General features: G+C 65.2%; 17 protein-coding genes. 14 read left to right on the forward strand and 3 right to left on the reverse strand.

All coding sequences use genetic code 11. From position 1 onward, the window contains the following. Positions 1-18: 18 nt before the first annotated feature. Positions 19-444 (reverse strand): DoxX family protein, encoded by a 426-nt coding sequence (locus ACLJPX_RS40330; protein WP_101612423.1) that lies wholly within the window; start codon positions 442-444, stop codon positions 19-21. Positions 445-656: 212 nt separating this feature from the next. Here ACLJPX_RS40330 and ACLJPX_RS40335 point away from each other — a divergent pair, with 212 nt between their 5' ends. Then, on the forward strand, positions 657-1,112 hold the full coding sequence (locus tag ACLJPX_RS40335; RefSeq protein ID WP_410605531.1) for a hypothetical protein: 456 nt from the start codon (positions 657-659) through the stop codon (positions 1,110-1,112). Here ACLJPX_RS40335 and ACLJPX_RS40340 read toward each other — a convergent pair. Next, complete coding sequence (locus ACLJPX_RS40340) at positions 1,060-1,488, reverse strand: hypothetical protein (protein WP_101612421.1); 429 nt, start codon at positions 1,486-1,488, stop codon at positions 1,060-1,062. The two genes, ACLJPX_RS40335 and ACLJPX_RS40340, sit on opposite strands and share 53 nt — an antisense overlap. 775 nt (positions 1,489-2,263) lie before the next feature. Here ACLJPX_RS40340 and ACLJPX_RS40345 point away from each other — a divergent pair. The 12 genes from ACLJPX_RS40345 (at position 2,264) to ACLJPX_RS40400 (ending at position 12,858) form a co-directional block, all read left to right on the forward strand. Then, the gene (locus tag ACLJPX_RS40345; protein ID WP_410605485.1) at positions 2,264-3,958 is read left to right on the forward strand and encodes a hypothetical protein; all 1,695 of its coding nucleotides are present in this window, start codon (positions 2,264-2,266) and stop codon (positions 3,956-3,958) included. Positions 3,959-4,062: 104 nt separating this feature from the next. Beyond that, positions 4,063-5,301, forward strand: a complete 1,239-nt coding sequence (locus tag ACLJPX_RS40350) for a helix-turn-helix domain-containing protein (RefSeq protein WP_037319070.1) — start codon at positions 4,063-4,065, stop codon at positions 5,299-5,301. A 5-nt stretch (positions 5,302-5,306) separates the two neighbouring features. Beyond that, on the forward strand, positions 5,307-5,867 hold the full coding sequence (locus ACLJPX_RS40355; RefSeq protein WP_410605486.1) for a flavoprotein: 561 nt from the start codon (positions 5,307-5,309) through the stop codon (positions 5,865-5,867). A gap of 105 nt (positions 5,868-5,972) precedes the next feature. Further along, positions 5,973-6,269 (forward strand): hypothetical protein, encoded by a 297-nt coding sequence (locus ACLJPX_RS40360; protein ID WP_410605487.1) that lies wholly within the window; start codon positions 5,973-5,975, stop codon positions 6,267-6,269. Between the two features lie 21 nt (positions 6,270-6,290). Next, entirely contained in the window at positions 6,291-6,752 is a 462-nt protein-coding gene (locus ACLJPX_RS40365; protein ID WP_410605488.1) for a hypothetical protein, read from the forward strand. Positions 6,753-7,055: 303 nt separating this feature from the next. Beyond that, the gene (locus ACLJPX_RS40370; protein ID WP_410605489.1) at positions 7,056-7,304 is read left to right on the forward strand and encodes a hypothetical protein; all 249 of its coding nucleotides are present in this window, start codon (positions 7,056-7,058) and stop codon (positions 7,302-7,304) included. Further along, entirely contained in the window at positions 7,282-7,536 is a 255-nt protein-coding gene (locus tag ACLJPX_RS40375; RefSeq protein WP_410605490.1) for an AMED_5909 family protein, read from the forward strand. The genes ACLJPX_RS40370 and ACLJPX_RS40375 overlap by 23 nt, the downstream gene beginning before the upstream one ends. 308 nt (positions 7,537-7,844) lie before the next feature. Continuing rightward, on the forward strand, positions 7,845-9,413 hold the full coding sequence (locus ACLJPX_RS40380; RefSeq protein WP_410605491.1) for an FtsK/SpoIIIE domain-containing protein: 1,569 nt from the start codon (positions 7,845-7,847) through the stop codon (positions 9,411-9,413). Further along, the gene (locus tag ACLJPX_RS40385; RefSeq protein ID WP_410605492.1) at positions 9,410-9,796 is read left to right on the forward strand and encodes a hypothetical protein; all 387 of its coding nucleotides are present in this window, start codon (positions 9,410-9,412) and stop codon (positions 9,794-9,796) included. The genes ACLJPX_RS40380 and ACLJPX_RS40385 overlap by 4 nt, the downstream gene beginning before the upstream one ends. Further along, a complete protein-coding gene (locus ACLJPX_RS40390) occupies positions 9,796-11,406 on the forward strand; it encodes a replication initiator (RefSeq protein ID WP_410605493.1) in 1,611 nt (536 codons plus the stop codon). Before ACLJPX_RS40385 ends, ACLJPX_RS40390 begins: the two co-directional genes overlap by 1 nt. Before the next feature lie 10 nt (positions 11,407-11,416). Then, positions 11,417-11,608: a helix-turn-helix transcriptional regulator gene (locus tag ACLJPX_RS40395; RefSeq protein WP_044854561.1), complete on the forward strand. Its 192-nt coding sequence runs from the start codon at positions 11,417-11,419 to the stop codon at positions 11,606-11,608. Then, positions 11,608-12,858 (forward strand): tyrosine-type recombinase/integrase, encoded by a 1,251-nt coding sequence (locus ACLJPX_RS40400; protein WP_410605494.1) that lies wholly within the window; start codon positions 11,608-11,610, stop codon positions 12,856-12,858. The genes ACLJPX_RS40395 and ACLJPX_RS40400 overlap by 1 nt, the downstream gene beginning before the upstream one ends. A gap of 44 nt (positions 12,859-12,902) precedes the next feature. Here the strand turns inward: ACLJPX_RS40400 and ACLJPX_RS40405 are convergent, their stop codons facing one another. Next, complete coding sequence (locus ACLJPX_RS40405) at positions 12,903-14,075, reverse strand: acyl-CoA dehydrogenase family protein (protein WP_020633598.1); 1,173 nt, start codon at positions 14,073-14,075, stop codon at positions 12,903-12,905. Between the two features lie 104 nt (positions 14,076-14,179). Here ACLJPX_RS40405 and ACLJPX_RS40410 point away from each other — a divergent pair, with 104 nt between their 5' ends. Continuing rightward, positions 14,180-15,829 carry a class I adenylate-forming enzyme family protein gene (locus ACLJPX_RS40410; protein WP_410605495.1) on the forward strand — a complete coding sequence of 550 codons (1,650 nt, stop codon included), beginning with the start codon at positions 14,180-14,182 and terminating at the stop codon, positions 15,827-15,829. Positions 15,830-15,852: the final 23 nt, after the last annotated feature.

Raw genomic sequence — 15,852 nt, forward strand, 5'->3', positions numbered from 1 at the left:
GTTCATTACAGCGCGAGGTCAGGCGTCCTGAAGCTGCTTCGCCTCACGCTTGCGTCCGAAGAGCACGTGGTCGAGCGACAGTTTTCCGGCGTTGAAGCCGAGCGCGAGCCCGGCCACCGCCAGGATGAGGACGAGTTCGTAACCGCCCTGACCGGTCAGGCCGTTGTCGAGGTGCACCGAGAGCAGAGCACCGACGGAGACCACGACGAAGCCGAGTCCCACCAGCGGCGTCAGGAAACCGACGATGAACAAGATGGCTCCGACGATCTCCACCGCGATCGCGAAGATCGCCGCGAGCGTCGGCAGCGGGATGCCTGTCTGCTCGAAGAACTTCGCGGTGCCGTCGATCCCGTTTTCCCACTTCTGCAGGCCGTGTGCGAGGAAGACCACACCGACACCGATCCGGCCCAGCAGGAGGGCGACATCCTTGAAACGAGCGAACATCGGGTATCAGCTTTCTGGTCGGTGAATATTCAACTTACCCGGATCACGGTAGGGCACCGAACGCCTCCGGCGGCACCTCCGGAGCGTGATCGACAGGTACCCGACAGGAACCGGACACGGTCGGCGGCATGTCCTCTGTGGAAGGTCGCGGAGGTTATTCCCCCGTACGGCGCCGTCGCCCGGAACGCCCGGCGGGCACAATCTCCTGGGTGATGGATGAACGTCTGATCGGCCTCTGGTCGGACCGCATGCTGTATCCGAGCGATGTCGAGTCCGCCGAACTGGCGTTCCGCGGCGACGGCTCCGGATGGCTCTACTGGTCGAGCTGGAGCACCGAGTTCACCGTGTCGCGCTACACGTGGGCGGCGTTCACCCCCGGCAAACTGGTTTTGAAGTTCCACCGCACCCTCGGCGGCACGTGGTCGATCGACGACGGCGTCACCCGGCACGACGTCGAGTCCGACGAGAAGGAAGAGTCCGTAGTCGAGGTCGGCTACGGGATCGCGCCGGGCGAAGACCCGTTCGGCAACCCGGTGACCCTGCTCTCGCTGGACCGTCCGCTGGACGACCACCTCGCGGGCTCGCGGTTCGCGTGGGCCGAGAAACCGGAATCGCTCAGCGATCCGTCCGCCGATGCTCCGCGGCCAGACCCGTCCAGCCCCCGCTGACGGCCAGCACCGCGAGCACCCGCTCGGCCTGCTCGGCGAAACCGGCCAGATCCGCGTGCAGCAACGCGATCCGCTCGGCGTCGAGCGGGACCTCGTCGTCGGCCCACAGCTCGATCACCGTGCTGACGGTCCACACGAGGAACTGGATGATCCGGATGAACTCGTCGGAGGGCTCCTCGACGGCCTTGCGGTAGCCCGTCTCGATCTCGTCGCAGGCCGCGACCAGCTCGCGCAGCGGTTTGACGACGTCGGCCGCCGTCCCGTCCCACGAGGCCGACGGCCACGTGCGATCCCCGAGCTCGAGCCACAACCGCCAGCCGGCGATCAGCTCGGCCTCGTCGTGCGGTGTCCACGACACCGGTGCGGACCAGAACATCCTTCGAGAGTGACACCGTCGGCCCATGATCGCCGTACTTCCGTGAAGCATCTCACCGGCCCACACCCCCGCGTTTAGTCCTCTGGTTGCGGTCCTTGCACGCGCAACTACCGCAGCTAGAGGACTAAACGCTAAAGGTGATCAGCCCTTGAGCAGGGCGCGTGCCATGACCATGCGCTGGATCTGGTTGGTGCCTTCGTAGATCTGCGTGATCTCTCGGCCGGTTTCTGACTTCCTGGCGATCATGCCTGAAAACAGCCCCTGAGCTGCTGGAACGTATCTCGACAGTTCTCGGTGGATCTTGGCCCTACCCGACGTCTGACGGCCTGTAGACGGCCTGGCGAAACCCTGCCCACACCTCCCCCTTCATCCCGATACGAAGCCAGCACGCGGCCGGTGGCATCGGGTCAAGGCACGCTTTCCAGCCTTGACCCGGTGTTACCGGCCGTTGTCACGATCAGGCGTCGGGATGGAGGGGATCGACGACTGGGCGTAACAGGTGGCGATACACGGACGACCGGTATGTCACGACGCTCATTGAGGAGGGCCGACGTTGGCGATGGGGATATGCGCGCTGCCGCTGGGTGGCGCTGCGCAAGGTGACCCGCTGGCGGCCGCGTCGCCCGGCCGGTGGGCGGAGCGGAGCGGCAGCCCGCCGTGTCGGGAACCGGCGCGGCCGCCCAGGCGAGGGGCTACCTACGCGCCCGGCGCGCCGCCCGGCGGCGGCGCGCCCTTGATCCCATAGAGCCAAGTTCGGCAAACTTTAGGAGTTGACTTGCGCATTCCCTGGGAATTCATGTCAGGCGACCAGGTCGAAGATATGATCGCCGTTGCACTACTAAGAGAGCACCCCAACGGAAAACACATCAGGGCCAGCGGCGGAGACGGCGGGATTGATGTATTCATTCCGGATCCAGGCAGTAACAACACCGGAACAAACTATCAAATAAAGAACTTCAATCGCCCACTTGAAGATCCACAGAAGGCGCAGATCCGGAAATCTTTGCGAGCGACAGAAAAGACCACTAAGGCAGGACTTTTCAAAACAAATAGGTGCCTAGTCGTTGTCCCAATAGACCCGTCAGCAAGCGAAGAGAAGTGGCTCGCACGACACGCTGAGAAATATGATGCGATGTCGGTTAAGTTCTTTGGACTATCTCATATCATGGGGGTGCTTCTCAAGTATCCGGAGGTAATTGACTACTATGCCCATAACGGACGGGAGCAACTAAACGGCGCAGTGTCCGACCTTACACAAGTACTGAAGGGTGTCCTAGGCGCAGAATCCGAAGCCGGAAATGAGCCTCTGTCTCCAAACGATGTCGTAGACCACCTCTCAAATATTGTAGCAACCATCAACGACTTCGACGCTTTTTATACCTACAGCCTTGCCGTTGGCGAAGAATCAGAGTTTGAGCAAATTAATTCCAGTGCGATTGCAAGCATTGCAATACCTGCCGCGAACGATTATATCGTCACCGTGTCGATTATTCCTCGATTCACAGAGGCGATGAAATTCCGACCATGCACGTTTACAGTACGACCAGTTCCCGCCACCCAAGAAGAAGAGCAAGAGTTCGCCGATTTTCAACGATTCGGCACTAGCGCCACGTTTACGGCCTCATATGACGCCGACCTTCCGGGAGGACTAGGCGCCGAGGATCGACTTGCAACTGTCACTATTGGCCCAGTGTTACCCAAGGGGGAACCCAGGAGAATGCGGGTAGCATTGCTCCGAATCGACAAGGGGGTCATTGCAGAACTTTTCTTCTCCATTACTTCCGCCTCTAGCGGACTAACAGGCCAGAACCACTACTTCAAACTGGAGAGCGAAAACAAGGTAATTCGGCTCGAAACTCGATTCGATCGCGACAATGATCAGATGTCCTACTCGTTCGGAGCGAATGACCCCGATGGCAGAATTGCGGATCAAGTAAGGGCTGAATACGCCTTCTTAGGAGCACTCGGCGATGCTCACTATATTCGCCTGTCGCGACCATACGGACCCGCCTCAAAGGACATTCAGGACATCTCCGGGCTTCCTCCTAGGTCTGACTGGACTGCCATTGCTGGCCTAATTTCAGACCTGGCAGATATTCAGAGTGCAACAAACGAAATTGTTTACATCCCAAGTCTCTCTGAGATCGGGGTTGATCTCCGCACAGAGATTCATAGAGCCGCCACTCTTGCACGTGGCGAGACGATAGATGTCACGTGGGACCGCCTTGATGTTCACCTGAACGAGACAGCCAACGTCGACGAGAACTCAGATCCGGTCACACTGGCGGCCATCTTCCCTCTCGAAATAAAAATTCAGGATACGACGTACGACCTAGGGAAGAAGCTCATCCACTACAAGATCGGCAGATTCGAAAGTTCGAACGTTGACGACGCTGGCAACAGAGTAGCGGTTTACGTTCCCGCAGGGGATTCAGCGGCGACTCTAAGGCGCGTAGCTGACGCGGAGTAGTCGCGGGTATTTCTGACATCCCAAGAGACAAGGCTTGCTGGCGTAGGGATGAGATAGCTCTGGACGAACCTCGGATGGGTTAGGAATGCTGTTAACCTGGAGGTATGCGTGGTGCGGGTGATCAGCTCAGTATCGGGGAGCGTATTGCCTTCTACCGGCGGCGGCGTGGTCTGTCGCAGGCGGTTCTTGCTGACCTGGTGGGCCGTACTGAGGACTGGTTGAGCAAGATCGAGCGCGGCGAACGTGAGATCCGGCGCCTGGACGTGCTGGCCGACGTTGCGCGGGGCCTGCGGGTGACGCTGGGAGACCTGCTCGGCGAACCGGTGCTGATGGAGGACGAGGACAAGAACGACGACGTCCCGGCCATCCGAGACGCTCTGATGGCCCCGCGACGGCTGTCCCGCACCCTGTTCTCCTCAGCTATGTCGCCGGAGTACATCGACCCGGCCCCTGTGGCTCAACTGGTGGAGGGTGCCTGGTCCAGCTATCAGAAGGGCGACCTCGGCCGTGTCGTCGCCGCTCTGCCGGGTCTGATCAAGACCAGCCAGGGCATGGAGTCCGCTTCGGCCGATGACGCGGCCTACCGGCGGGCCTGTGCAGCGGTGTCCGCGCGCGTCCACCACCTGGCCGCAACCACCCTGAGCAAGATCGGTGAAGCCGACCTCGCCTGGATCGCAGCGGAACGCGCCATGCAGGCAGCCGACGAAGCGGATGACCCGCTGGTCCTGGCCTCCGCTGCCCGCTCCGGTACTCACGCGCTCCTGGCTGTCGGCCGGTTCGATGACGCTCTTGAGCTGGGCGACGTGGCCGCGAAGTGGCTGGTCCCGAGGATGCGCGATGGTGATCCGGCCGCGCTGAGCCTCTACGGGATGCTCTACCTGCGGACGGCCGTCGCCGCTGCGCGGCAACAGGACCGATCGACGGCCAACGAACTGCTGTCTCACGCAGGCCGCGCGGCCGATCAGCTCGGCGTCGACGCCAACCACTGGCAGACCGGGTTCGGCCCGGCCAACGTCGAGCTACATCGTCTGTCGGCGGCCCTGGATCTGGGCGACATTTCGCAGGTGATCGAGTCGGCTCCGAGGATCAGCGTCGACCACCTGCCAGTGGAACGCCAGGTCACGCACCTGATCGACTTCGCGCGGGCGTTGAGCCTGGTCGCGAAGGATGACGAGGCGTTGTCGGCGCTGCTGACGGCTGAGCAGAAGGCTCCGGGGATCGTCCGGCACAGTACGGCGGTGCGGGAGGTCGTGCGGTCGATGTATCGCCGTGCCCCGGCGACGGCTGGTAAGAAGTCCTCGCCCTTGTTGGCGTTGGCTGAGCGCTGCGGCGCGGTGAGGTAGGTCGGGTGGCGTCGCGTGTTCTGGGCCTGGTGGGCTCGGGTGCTGGTGGTGTTGAGGACCTTCTTCCGCGTGTGATCCGGCCTCTCCAAGCGGACGGGTGGACGGTCGCGGTGACCTTGACGCCGACGGCGGGCCGCTGGCTGGAGGAGAACGGCGGCCGCGCTGAGATCGAGGAGGCCACCGGTTTCCCGGTCCGGGTCGAGCCCCGCTCGCCGGCCGAAATCAGCCCGCATCCTGCGCCGGACTGCTACCTGGTCGCGCCCGCCTCAGCGAACATGGTCGCCAAGCTCGCGATGGGCATCGCCGACAATCAAGCCCTGACGCAGGTCAACGAGGCCATCGGCACGCTCAACCTGCCGGTCGTCGTCTTCCCGCGCGTGAACGCCGCGCACGCTCGTCACCCGTCCTGGGAAACCCACATCGACGCATTGCGGCGGGCCGGTGTGCGACTCGTGTACGGGGACGACGTGTGGCCGCTGCATGAACCGCGGAGCGCTCCGGGCCGTGAGCTTCCCTGGTCAGCGGTGCTTTCCGCGGTGAACGAGGCCGTTCCTCTCCCCCGCTAGTCCCTACCCGGACAGTTTGTCCGGGGTGAGGCTCCTCACTGGGTGTCTCCTGTGTCCAGCGCGCCCGACCGGGCTCGCCGAGACCGAGACACCGGGAGAGCACACATGGGCATTCACGTGGTGATTCAGCCCCTCGTCGGCTACGGCGCGGCGGTGGTCTCACCATCTCCTGGCGTTCGTCAGCTCGTCGCCGGAAGCGAAGAAACCTCCTTCATCGTCCAGGTACCCGCCCGTATCGGCGGCCTGATGGACACCGCACGGTTCGCGCAGAGTCTCGCGGCCGCTGCCAGCGAGTTCAGCGAGTGGTGCGAAACCCAGCACCGAACGCGCTCGCATTCTTCTTCCTTCACCGATCACTGGTCCGACGCTGCCGACGAAAACGTCACGCGCAAGAACGACTGATCACACACTTAGGAGCAACAAATGGCTATCTACAAGGGTTTCCGGTTCCCCATCGAGTTCGACGAGGCGTTCGGTCAGGGCTTGGTCATGGTCGGTGAGGTGTCGCCGGACAACGAGTACCAGTCGCGAGAGGACCGGTCGTCGGGTCGTCCGGCTCGGCAGCGGGTCGACGAGGTGACGGGCAAGCGTCAGTGGAAGGTCACGGTGACCGACCCGGACGAGGTCAAGGCCAAGCGCGCGTCGTTCGAGATCACGCTGCTGGCCGACGTGCAGCCGGTGCCGACCACGTCGGAGGTGCTGCCGGGCATGCGTCCGATCGAGCTGGAGGGTCTGACGGCTGAGCCGAAGGTGGCCGGTCAGGGCGAGTTCAAGTACCAGTCCTACATGTTCCGCGCGACCGGCTTCAAGGCCGCTGCTTCGGGTGGGGCGTCGAAGTCGTCGCGGACCTCGGGCGCTGCTGAGTCGACGCCCAAGGCTGCGTGATGCCGGGCGGGGTGCCGGGGAGCCGCCGTGTGGCCGTCGTTCCCCCGCACCTGGTCCAGGCGTGGGAGATGGCCTATCGCCACTACAGCGCGCTGACGGCCAGGGCGGCGTCCGGTGCTGATGCTTTGGCGGCTCACGACCTGGCCGTCGCCTCGGTCGCGGTGGCGTCGTCCTGGCGAGACCTGGCCGCTCATGTCCAGCTGCCGTGGTGGGTTCTCGCGGCTGTGACGGCTGCGGCGGAAGGTTTCGAAGAGAACGCGCGGTCGTGGGAGATGCGCGCTTACAGCGAGGAAGGGCAAGGCCGTGGCGTTCAACGCGATGTGGAAGCCGGGGCCGCAGGCGGTCGCGGGAATGCAGGGCAATGGTTCGGCGAACCCGGCTCTGGTGATCTATCTGGATCCGGACAGCCTGGCGCTCCTGCCGCCGTCCGACCCGGCCGCGTGGCCGGAATTCATCCGGCTCCTTCGCCAAATCCGCGACAGCGCGGACGAACTGGCCGTGTTCCTCGACAAGCACAAGGCGGTGCGCAATGACGACGCTCGGCCGGAATGAGCCGCAGACCCTCCAGGAGGCGCACGCGCTCGTCTCGGCTCGCAGGCCGAAGCGGGAGGCGAATCTGGAGACGTGGCTGAAGTTCCATCAGGCCAACGCCCGCGCGTATCAGGCGGCGTCCGATGTGGACCGTTGGCACCACCACGAACTCAAGTACTGGGTGGGCTATGAGGAGCGGAAGGCCAGGGAGGTGGCCGCGCAGATCCAGAAGGAGAAGTCGCAAGTCAGCTGAAAACTGAATGACAGAGCGAAAAACGCACGTGAGGACGTGCGGCGTACAAACACGTCCTCAAACGCTTTTCTTGTCCTGTAAGGCGCAGAAGCGGAATCCGGCTACCAACCTTGCCGCTCCTGCGCTGTCCACAACCTCTGGAAGTGAACAATGACAACGCTAAACGATGGCAACAAGCATGCGCTAGACGGGGTCACCCAAACGCGCTGCGCACTCTGTAAGCGGTTCGCCAAGCTGCTCCCCGGCGAGACGGAATGCGCTCCCTGCCGGGGAATGCTGCCGCTGGACCTGACCGGCGGTGGTCGCCGATGAACGCGAACGGGATCGGTTTCCTTCTCATCGGCGGCGGGGTGCTCGGTGTGGTGGTGTGGCTGCTGCACAAGATCGGTCGCGCGCTCGCCACGATCTTGGAAGTCCTGGCGGCGGCCGCACTGGTGTTCATCGCCCTCTGGTGGCTGCTCAAATCGTTGCTGTGGCTGGCAAAGCAAGTCATCACGCGCTGGCGAACCAGCCTCGCCGTGGTGGCGGTCATGGCGTGGTGGCAGTACCTCGGGTGGTTGTCCCTGGCGATCGTGACAGCCTCGGTCGTCGCTGTGCTGGCGTCGTGGCGGCTGCTCGACGTGGTGTCCTATGACCACCACTGCGGCCGGTTCCTCCGGTCCTGGTGGATGCGCTGGGCGGTCTACGCGCGCAAGCTCCCGGCCTGGTTGCACGCCTGCGGGCTGAGCATCCGGGACGAGACCCTGCCCCTGGAAGTCACGGTGAACCTGGTCGGCCGTCGCCGTTTGCTGTCCCGCAAGGCCGCCTCGGCATCACGGGCCGTTCAGGTGCCGAAGGTGCTCAAGGTCCGATCGGGTCCGTCGTGGGATGAGGTGCGGGTGCAGCTCGTTCCGGGGCAGAAGCCCGAGGACTTCGACGAGGCCGCTCGGGCGCTGGCGGTGGCGCGCAAGGTCAAGCGGTGCCAGGTGCGGGAACTGGAGCCCAACGTGGTCTCCATCGACTTCCAGCGCCGTGACCTACTCAAATCCGCGGTGACCTCTCTGCCGGTTCCTGACCTGGTGTCCCCCGATGGACTCGGCGTGGACCTGCGGCATGTGTGGTCCGGGACCACGGAGTACGGCTCGGACTGGCGGGTTCCGCTGGTCGGCTCGGGCGCGCACTGCCTGACCGCTGGCGCGACCGGATCGGGCAAGAACTCAGTGATGTGGTGCCCGCTGGTGTCGGCCGCACCCGCGATTCGGTCCGGTGTGGTCCGGGTGTCTGGCATCGACCCGAAGGGGATGGAACTCGCCTACGGGCGCGGGATCTTCGCCCGGTATGCGGTGACCGGCAAGCAGGCGCTCGAACTCCTCGACGGCCTGCTTGAGGAGATGGAAGCCCGCAAGCATGAGTTCGCCGGACGCGTGCGCATGATCCCGATCAGCGTCGATCATCCGCTAGAGGTTCTGGAGTTCGACGAGATCGGTGCGCTGACCAAGTACACCGACCGCAAGACCCGTGACGCGATCGTCGAGAAGGTCGCGCTTCTCACGACGCAGGGGCGGGCCTTGGGCATCACGGTGCGCGGCTACGTCCAGGAACCCACGAAGGACACCGTCCCGGTTCGAGAACTGTTCCCGCGCCGCGTGTGCCTGCGGGTGACCTCCAAGACCCACGTCGGGATGGTCCTCGGCGACGGCGCATACGAACGAGGCGCGTGGGCGAACCGGATCGGTGATTCCGAAGCCGGTGTCGGCTACGTCTGGGGCGAAGGCGTCCGCGAACCCCTGCGCGTCCGGGCCGGATGGGTCGCCGATGAGGAGATCAAGGCCCTGGAGACCTACGTGACCAACTGTGGCACTCACGTGGTTGGACTCTCCGAAGGGAGGGCGGCATGAACCGGCTGATGGTCTTCCTCGACGCGATTCGCGACCACTTGGATTCGTTCGCGCTCCCTCCGACCGCGTCGGTTCGGGTCGGGGTGGGTCCTGATCCGATCACGGTGCAACTCGACTCCGACCGCCTGGAGGACGTCGCCCGTGGGCTGCTCACCTGGGCTGCCTCGCTCGACGACGTGACGGCCTCACTGTGGCGTCCTGTGGGCGGTGTCTCGGTGCACCTGGAACTCAGCGGCCGGACTCCCTGCGGCATCCCCGTGGTCGTCTACGGCGGCGTCTGGTTCGACGAAGCCACGTTCCCGGACCTGCCTGCCGGGATGCGGCAAGAGATGCCGGTGTTCGTGCTGCGGCAGTGGAACAGCCCTGGGGAGGTGGCCGCCTGATGAGTACCGAGGAATCCGCGGTGACTATGCCGGCCAAAACTCGGGCCGCCCGGATGCGGGAACCCCTGGCGTCGGACGTGGTGAAGGCGACCGCTGAGAAGCACGGGGTTTGTGTCCGGCCGTTCACGATGGAGGTCGGCGACACCGACACCGGAGAGCTTCGCTACGTCCCCGTCCCGTGTGGCTCAACGGTCGAATCGGTGTGCCTGCCGTGTGCCCGGAAAGCGAAGGCGCTGCGACAGGTCCAGTGCCGCGAGGGCTGGCACATCGACACCGAACCCGACTTCACCCCGGAACCACCGACCGAGACGCAGACGGAGCTTCTGGCGTTCCGGGCTGACCTCGTGGCGGCCTACCGCGAAGTGAGCGACCAGGCCGAAGCGGAGGAACTGCGGGAGGAGATCCAGCGAGTCGACGAGGAACTTCGGCAACTCGGGATGCGGGGGCGTCTCCCCTCGATCGACCTACCGACCAAGAAGGCGGTGAAGCGGTCGACGAGGCGGCGGCAGGACGCGCCGAATCTGCCTCGTCGGAAGGTCGCGAAGACCACGGTGGGCCGGGAGTACGCGGGGCGGTTTCGGCCGTCGATGTTCGTCACGCTCACCTGCGACACCTACGGCCCCGTCCGCTCCGACGGCGCCCCGGTCGACCCATCGACCTATGACTACCGGCGGGCCGCTCGAGACGCGGTGCACTTCTCCGCGCTGGTGGACAGGTGGTGGCAGAACCTCCGGCGGGTCGTCGGCTGGGACGCGCAGTACTTCGCGACCGTGGAGCCTCAACGGCGGGCAGCTCCGCACCTGCACGCGGCTATTCGGGGATCGGTGCCGCACGACGTGATCCGACAGGTCACCGAAGCGACCTATCACCAGGTCTGGTGGCCTGCGCACGACGAAGTGGTCTACGTGGACCGGATGCCGCTGTGGGACGGCGACCGCCGGGTGTTCGTCGACCCCGACACCCGCGAACCACTGACCGCCTGGGACGACGCGGTAGAAGCCGTGGAGGACCCGGCGCACGTGGTCACCTTCGGCCGCCAGGTGCACTCCAAGGGCATCCTCGGCGGCTCCGAAGAAGCCGGACGGCACATCGGTTACCTGACCAAGTACCTCACCAAATCCACCGGTGAGGTGGTCGAAGCCGACACCGTGCGGCAACGCGATCACCACGACCGGCTGCACGCGGAACTGTCAGTGACACCCTGCTCGCCTCGCTGCGCAGTGTGGCTGCTGTACGGCATCAATCCCAAGGGCGCCAACGGAAAGACCACACCAGGGCACTGCAAGGGGCGGGCTCACCGGCGGACCACGCTCGGGCTGCCGGGGCGCCGAGTGCTGGTGTCACGCAAGTGGTCGGGGAAGACGCTCGTCGACCACAAGGCCGATCGAAAGGCGTTCGTCCTGGAGGCGCTGGCGGCGGTCGGGATCGAGAAGCCTGCGCCTGATCCGGCTCGGCTGGTGTGGCGCAAGGTCGACTCCGGCGACCCGTCCGTGCCACCTCGGGACCACCTGGTCATGCACGCCATCTCCGAACGCATCACCTGGAGAGCCGAGTACGACAGAGCGCTAGTAGCCGCACAGGATCTTTCGGCAACTCCACTAGCAGCCTGAGGGGGACGACATGGACAACGTGAGCAAGGTGGACCGGCTCTGGTCGGTCGAAGACGTCTCGGCCTACCTCGGCGTACCGGTCAAGACGCTCTACCAGTGGAAGTGGCTCGGTGAGGGACCGCCGGTACGGAAGATCGGCCGTCACCTCCGATACGACCCGACCAAGGTCCGCGCCTGGAGCACAGACGAGGCGGCGGCCTGATGGGACACATTCAAGATCGCTGGTACCGCCCCGCCCGTGACAAGGAGACCGGAAAGGTCATCCTCAACGGGCGGGGCAAGCCCGTGCTCGAAAAGACCGAGCTGTACGGCATCGGCATGCGGTACAAGGTCCGCTACCTCGACCCCGACAACGAAGAGCGCTCGAAGTCGTTCCCAGACAAGCAAAAGAAGCGCGCCGAGAACTTCCTCATCGGCGTGGAGGCGGACAAGCGCGAAGACAAGTACATCGATCCGCGGGCGTCATTGAAGGTCTTTCGTAAGCAGGGTGAGAACTGGCTCAAAGCCACCTCACCCGACCCGGCCACCCGCGAGATTCTGCGTAGCCGCCTGGAAAGCCAGATCTACCCGACCTTGGGGCATCTGAAGTTCGGCCAGATCAAGCCGTCCACTATCCGTGACTGGGTGGGCGACATGGATGAGCGGGGGCTGTCCACGAACTATCAGGTCGTCCTGTTCACCATCGTGGCCGGTGTATTGGACTCAGCGGTGGACGACAGGCTGATTCGAGAGAACCCCTGTCATGCCAAGACGGTTCGCCGACCTGTTGGCGAAAGCCCGCCGGTGGTCGTGTGGCCGGAGGAGCGAGTGCACAAGGTGCGGAAAGGGCTCGCCGAACGGTTCCGAATCGCCGTCCCGCTGGGCTCTGGGCTGGGTCTGCGGCAAGGGGAAATTCTCGGATACTCCCCGGACGACATCGATCGGGACGCGATGACAGTCCACGTTCAGAGGCAGATCAAGACCGTCAAGGGCGTGATGATGTTCGCGCCACCCAAGGGCGGGAAGACGCGAACTGTGCCGCTCTCCCCCGCCATGCTCGCCGAGATCGACGACCATGAGGACCGGTTCCCGTCCGTCGCGGTCACGCTTCCCTGGCGGAAGCCAGACGGCGAACCTGTGACGGTCCGACTCCTGATGACGGGAGAAGACGGGCGGCTCTACACCGGAGACCTGTTCACCAAGGTCGTCTGGCAGGGCGCGTTCAGGACTGCTGAGATCGCCTACCGTGGCCGGGCGGACGGCATGCACGCGCTGCGGCACTTCTTCGCCTCGACGCTGCTGTCTCGCGCGGTGTCGGTCAAGGAACTCGCCGAGTACCTCGGCCACTCCGATGCCGGGTTCACCCTGCGGACGTACACGCACCTCGTCCCGTCGAGCCACGAGCGGGCTCGGCAGGCCGTCGACGCGGTGTTCGGACGGCCTGGCACCCATGACGGCCTGGAGGCGGCCTGATCATGAGCAGCCAGCGCCGCCCGAACTACCGGATCAAGATCAAATCAGCCCTTGAGCAGGGCGCGCGCCATGACCATGCGCTGGATCTGGTTGGTGCCTTCGTAGATCTGCGTGATCTTCGCGTCGCGCATCATGCGCTCCACCGGGAAGTCGCGCGTGTAGCCCGCGCCACCGAAGAGCTGCACGGCGTCCGTCGTCACCGACATCGCGATGTCCGACGCGTAGGCCTTCGCCGCCGCGGCCATGTAACCGCCGCGCTTGTCGCCACGTTCGGTCGCCGCGGCGGAGGCGTAGACGAGGTTCCGGGCGGCCTCGATCTTGATGCCCATGTCGGCCAGCATGAACTGGACGCCCTGGAACTCCGAGATCGACTTGCCGAACTGCTTGCGCTCCTTGACGTACGCGATCGACGCGTCGAGAGCGCCCTGCGCGATGCCCAGCGCCTGCGCGCCGATGGTCGGGCGCGTGTGGTCGAGGGTGCGCAGCGCGGTCTTCAGGCCGGTGCCGGGCTCGCCGATGATGCGGTCGGCCGGGATGGTGCAGTTCTCGAAGTGGATCTCGCGGGTCGGCGAACCCTTGATGCCGAGCTTCCGCTCCTTCGAGCCGACGGTGAAGCCGGGGTCGTCCTTGTGCACGACGAACGCGGAGATGCCGTTGGCCTTCTTCTCGGCGTTGGGGTCGGTCACGGCCATCACGGTGTACCAGGAGGATTCACCCGCGTTGGTGATCCAGCACTTGGTGCCGTTCAGCACCCAGTGGTCGCCGTCGAGCTTCGCGCGGGTGCGCATCGACGCCGTGTCCGAGCCGGCTTCGCGCTCCGAAAGCGCGTACGACGCCGAGGTCTCGCCCGAGGCGATCGACGGCAGCACCAGCTTCTTGAGGTCTTCCGAGGCCGAAAGGATGATCGGCACGGTGCCCAGCTTGTTCACCGCCGGGATCAGCGACGCCGACGCGTCGACACGCGCGACCTCTTCGATCACGATGCAGGCGGCGATGGCGTCCGCGCCCTGGCCATCGTAGGCCTCTTCGATGTGGACGGCGTTGAAACCCGACTTGACCAGCGCGTTGTACGCCTCGATCGGGTAGCGCTCGTCCTCGTCGACCTCGGCCGCGTACGGCTCGATTTCCTTTTCCGCCAAGGCACGGACCGCGGCCCGCAGCTCTTCGTGCTCCTCGGCAAGCTGGTACAGACCCGGGCCGTCAGACACCTTTGTCACCTCTTCTAACGCGAATGAGAGTTCGACCGATGTTAGCGCTCGTTCACATTGTGCGACATCGCGAGCGCTTGTGTCTTTGACCGCAAAGTCCGTACGTTCGAGTGATGCAGCTCACCCCGTTCCCCCGGTCGCTCGACTATCCCGAGGTCCCGGTCGGCTCGGTGCTGGCAGGCGCCGCTGCCCGCTGGGGCTCCCGCACGGCCTTCGCCCACGGAAAGCAGAGCCTCACCTTCGCCGAGACGTACAGCGCGGCCTGCCGGTTCGCGAACGCCCTGCGTGCCGAGGGCATCGGACGGGGCGACGTCGTCGCACTCCACCTGCCGAACTGCCTGGCGTACCCGGTCGCGTACTACGGGACGCTGCTCGCGGGGGCCACCTTCAGCCCGGCGAACCCCCTGCTCCCGCCCGAGGATCTCGCCTTCCAGCTGGCCGACGCCGGGGCGGTCGCCGCCGTCACCGTCGGTCCGGTCGCGCGGGTGCTCGCTTCGGTCCGTGACCGGACCTCGGTCCGGCTGAGCATCGTCGTTCACCCGCCCGAAGCCCTGGGCCAGGGAGAGGTCGAGTTCTCGGAGTTCCACTCCGGTCACTCCGACGAGCGACCGGACGTGGAGATCGACATCTACCGCGATCTCGCCCATCTGGCGTACACGGGCGGCACCACCGGACGCTCGAAGGGTGTCCGCCTGCCGCACCGGAACGTCGTGGTCAACAGCCTGCAGAGTTCCTGCTGGCGGCTGGGTGCGATCCCCGCTGTCGACGACGCGGGCGAGGTGATCGTCGAGCAGCTCGGCGGTCCGGAGGAGTGGCCGTCCCGGATCGGCACCGGCATCGCGCTCAACCTGACACCGTGGTTCCACGCCATGGGTACCATCGCCGCGCTCAACGTCCCGCTGCTCGACGGCGCCACCATCGTCCTGCACGACCGCTTCGACCCGGCCGCGTACGTGGCCGACGCCGAGATGCTGCGGGTCACCACCATCGGCGGCGCGCCCGCGCTGTTCGCCGCGTTGCTCGCCTGCCCCGAGTTTCACACAGCCGACCTGTCTTCGGTACTGACCATCGGTTCCGGGGCGGCGCCGATGAACCACGAGATGATCCGCGCCCTGCAGAACCGCTTCCCCGGCGTGCTCGTCATCGAGGGCTACGGCCTCACCGAGGTCACCATGGGCGCCGTCATCGCGCCGTCGTATCGCTCCGCCGTCCGCAAGGTCGGCTCGGTCGGCCTGCCCATCCCCGACACCGAGATCAAGATCGTCCCGGCCGAAGGCGGCGAGGATCCCTTGCCCGCCGGGGAACGCGGCGAGGTGTGCCTGCGTGGCCCGCAGGTGATGGCCGGCTATCTCAACCGGCCCGAGGAGACCGAGGCCGCGCTCGTCGACGGCTGGCTGCACACCGGCGACATCGGCATCCTCGACGAGGACGGCTACCTGTCCATTGTGGACCGCAAGAAGGACATGCTGCTCTACAAGGGATACAACGTCTTCCCGCGCGAGCTGGAGGAGCTGTTGATCACCCTGCCCGGTGTCTCCGCGGCGGCCGTCGTCGGGAAGCCGGACACCGAGGTCGGCGAGCTGCCGGTCGCGTTCGTGGTCCGCGACGACGAGAACGTCACCGCAGAGCAACTCCTGGAAGCCGTCGGCGCCCGCGTCCTGCCCTACAAACGGCTGCGGGCGATCCACTTCGTCGACCAGATCCCGGTTTCGGCCGCCGGGAAGGTGCTCAAACGGGAACTGCGGAAGCAACTCGCCGACTGACGCCACGCGTTTCGTCCTCTAGT

Origin of the sequence: Amycolatopsis sp. lyj-90 (assembly GCF_046549035.1) — a bacterium.
GTDB lineage: Bacteria > Actinomycetota > Actinomycetes > Mycobacteriales > Pseudonocardiaceae > Amycolatopsis.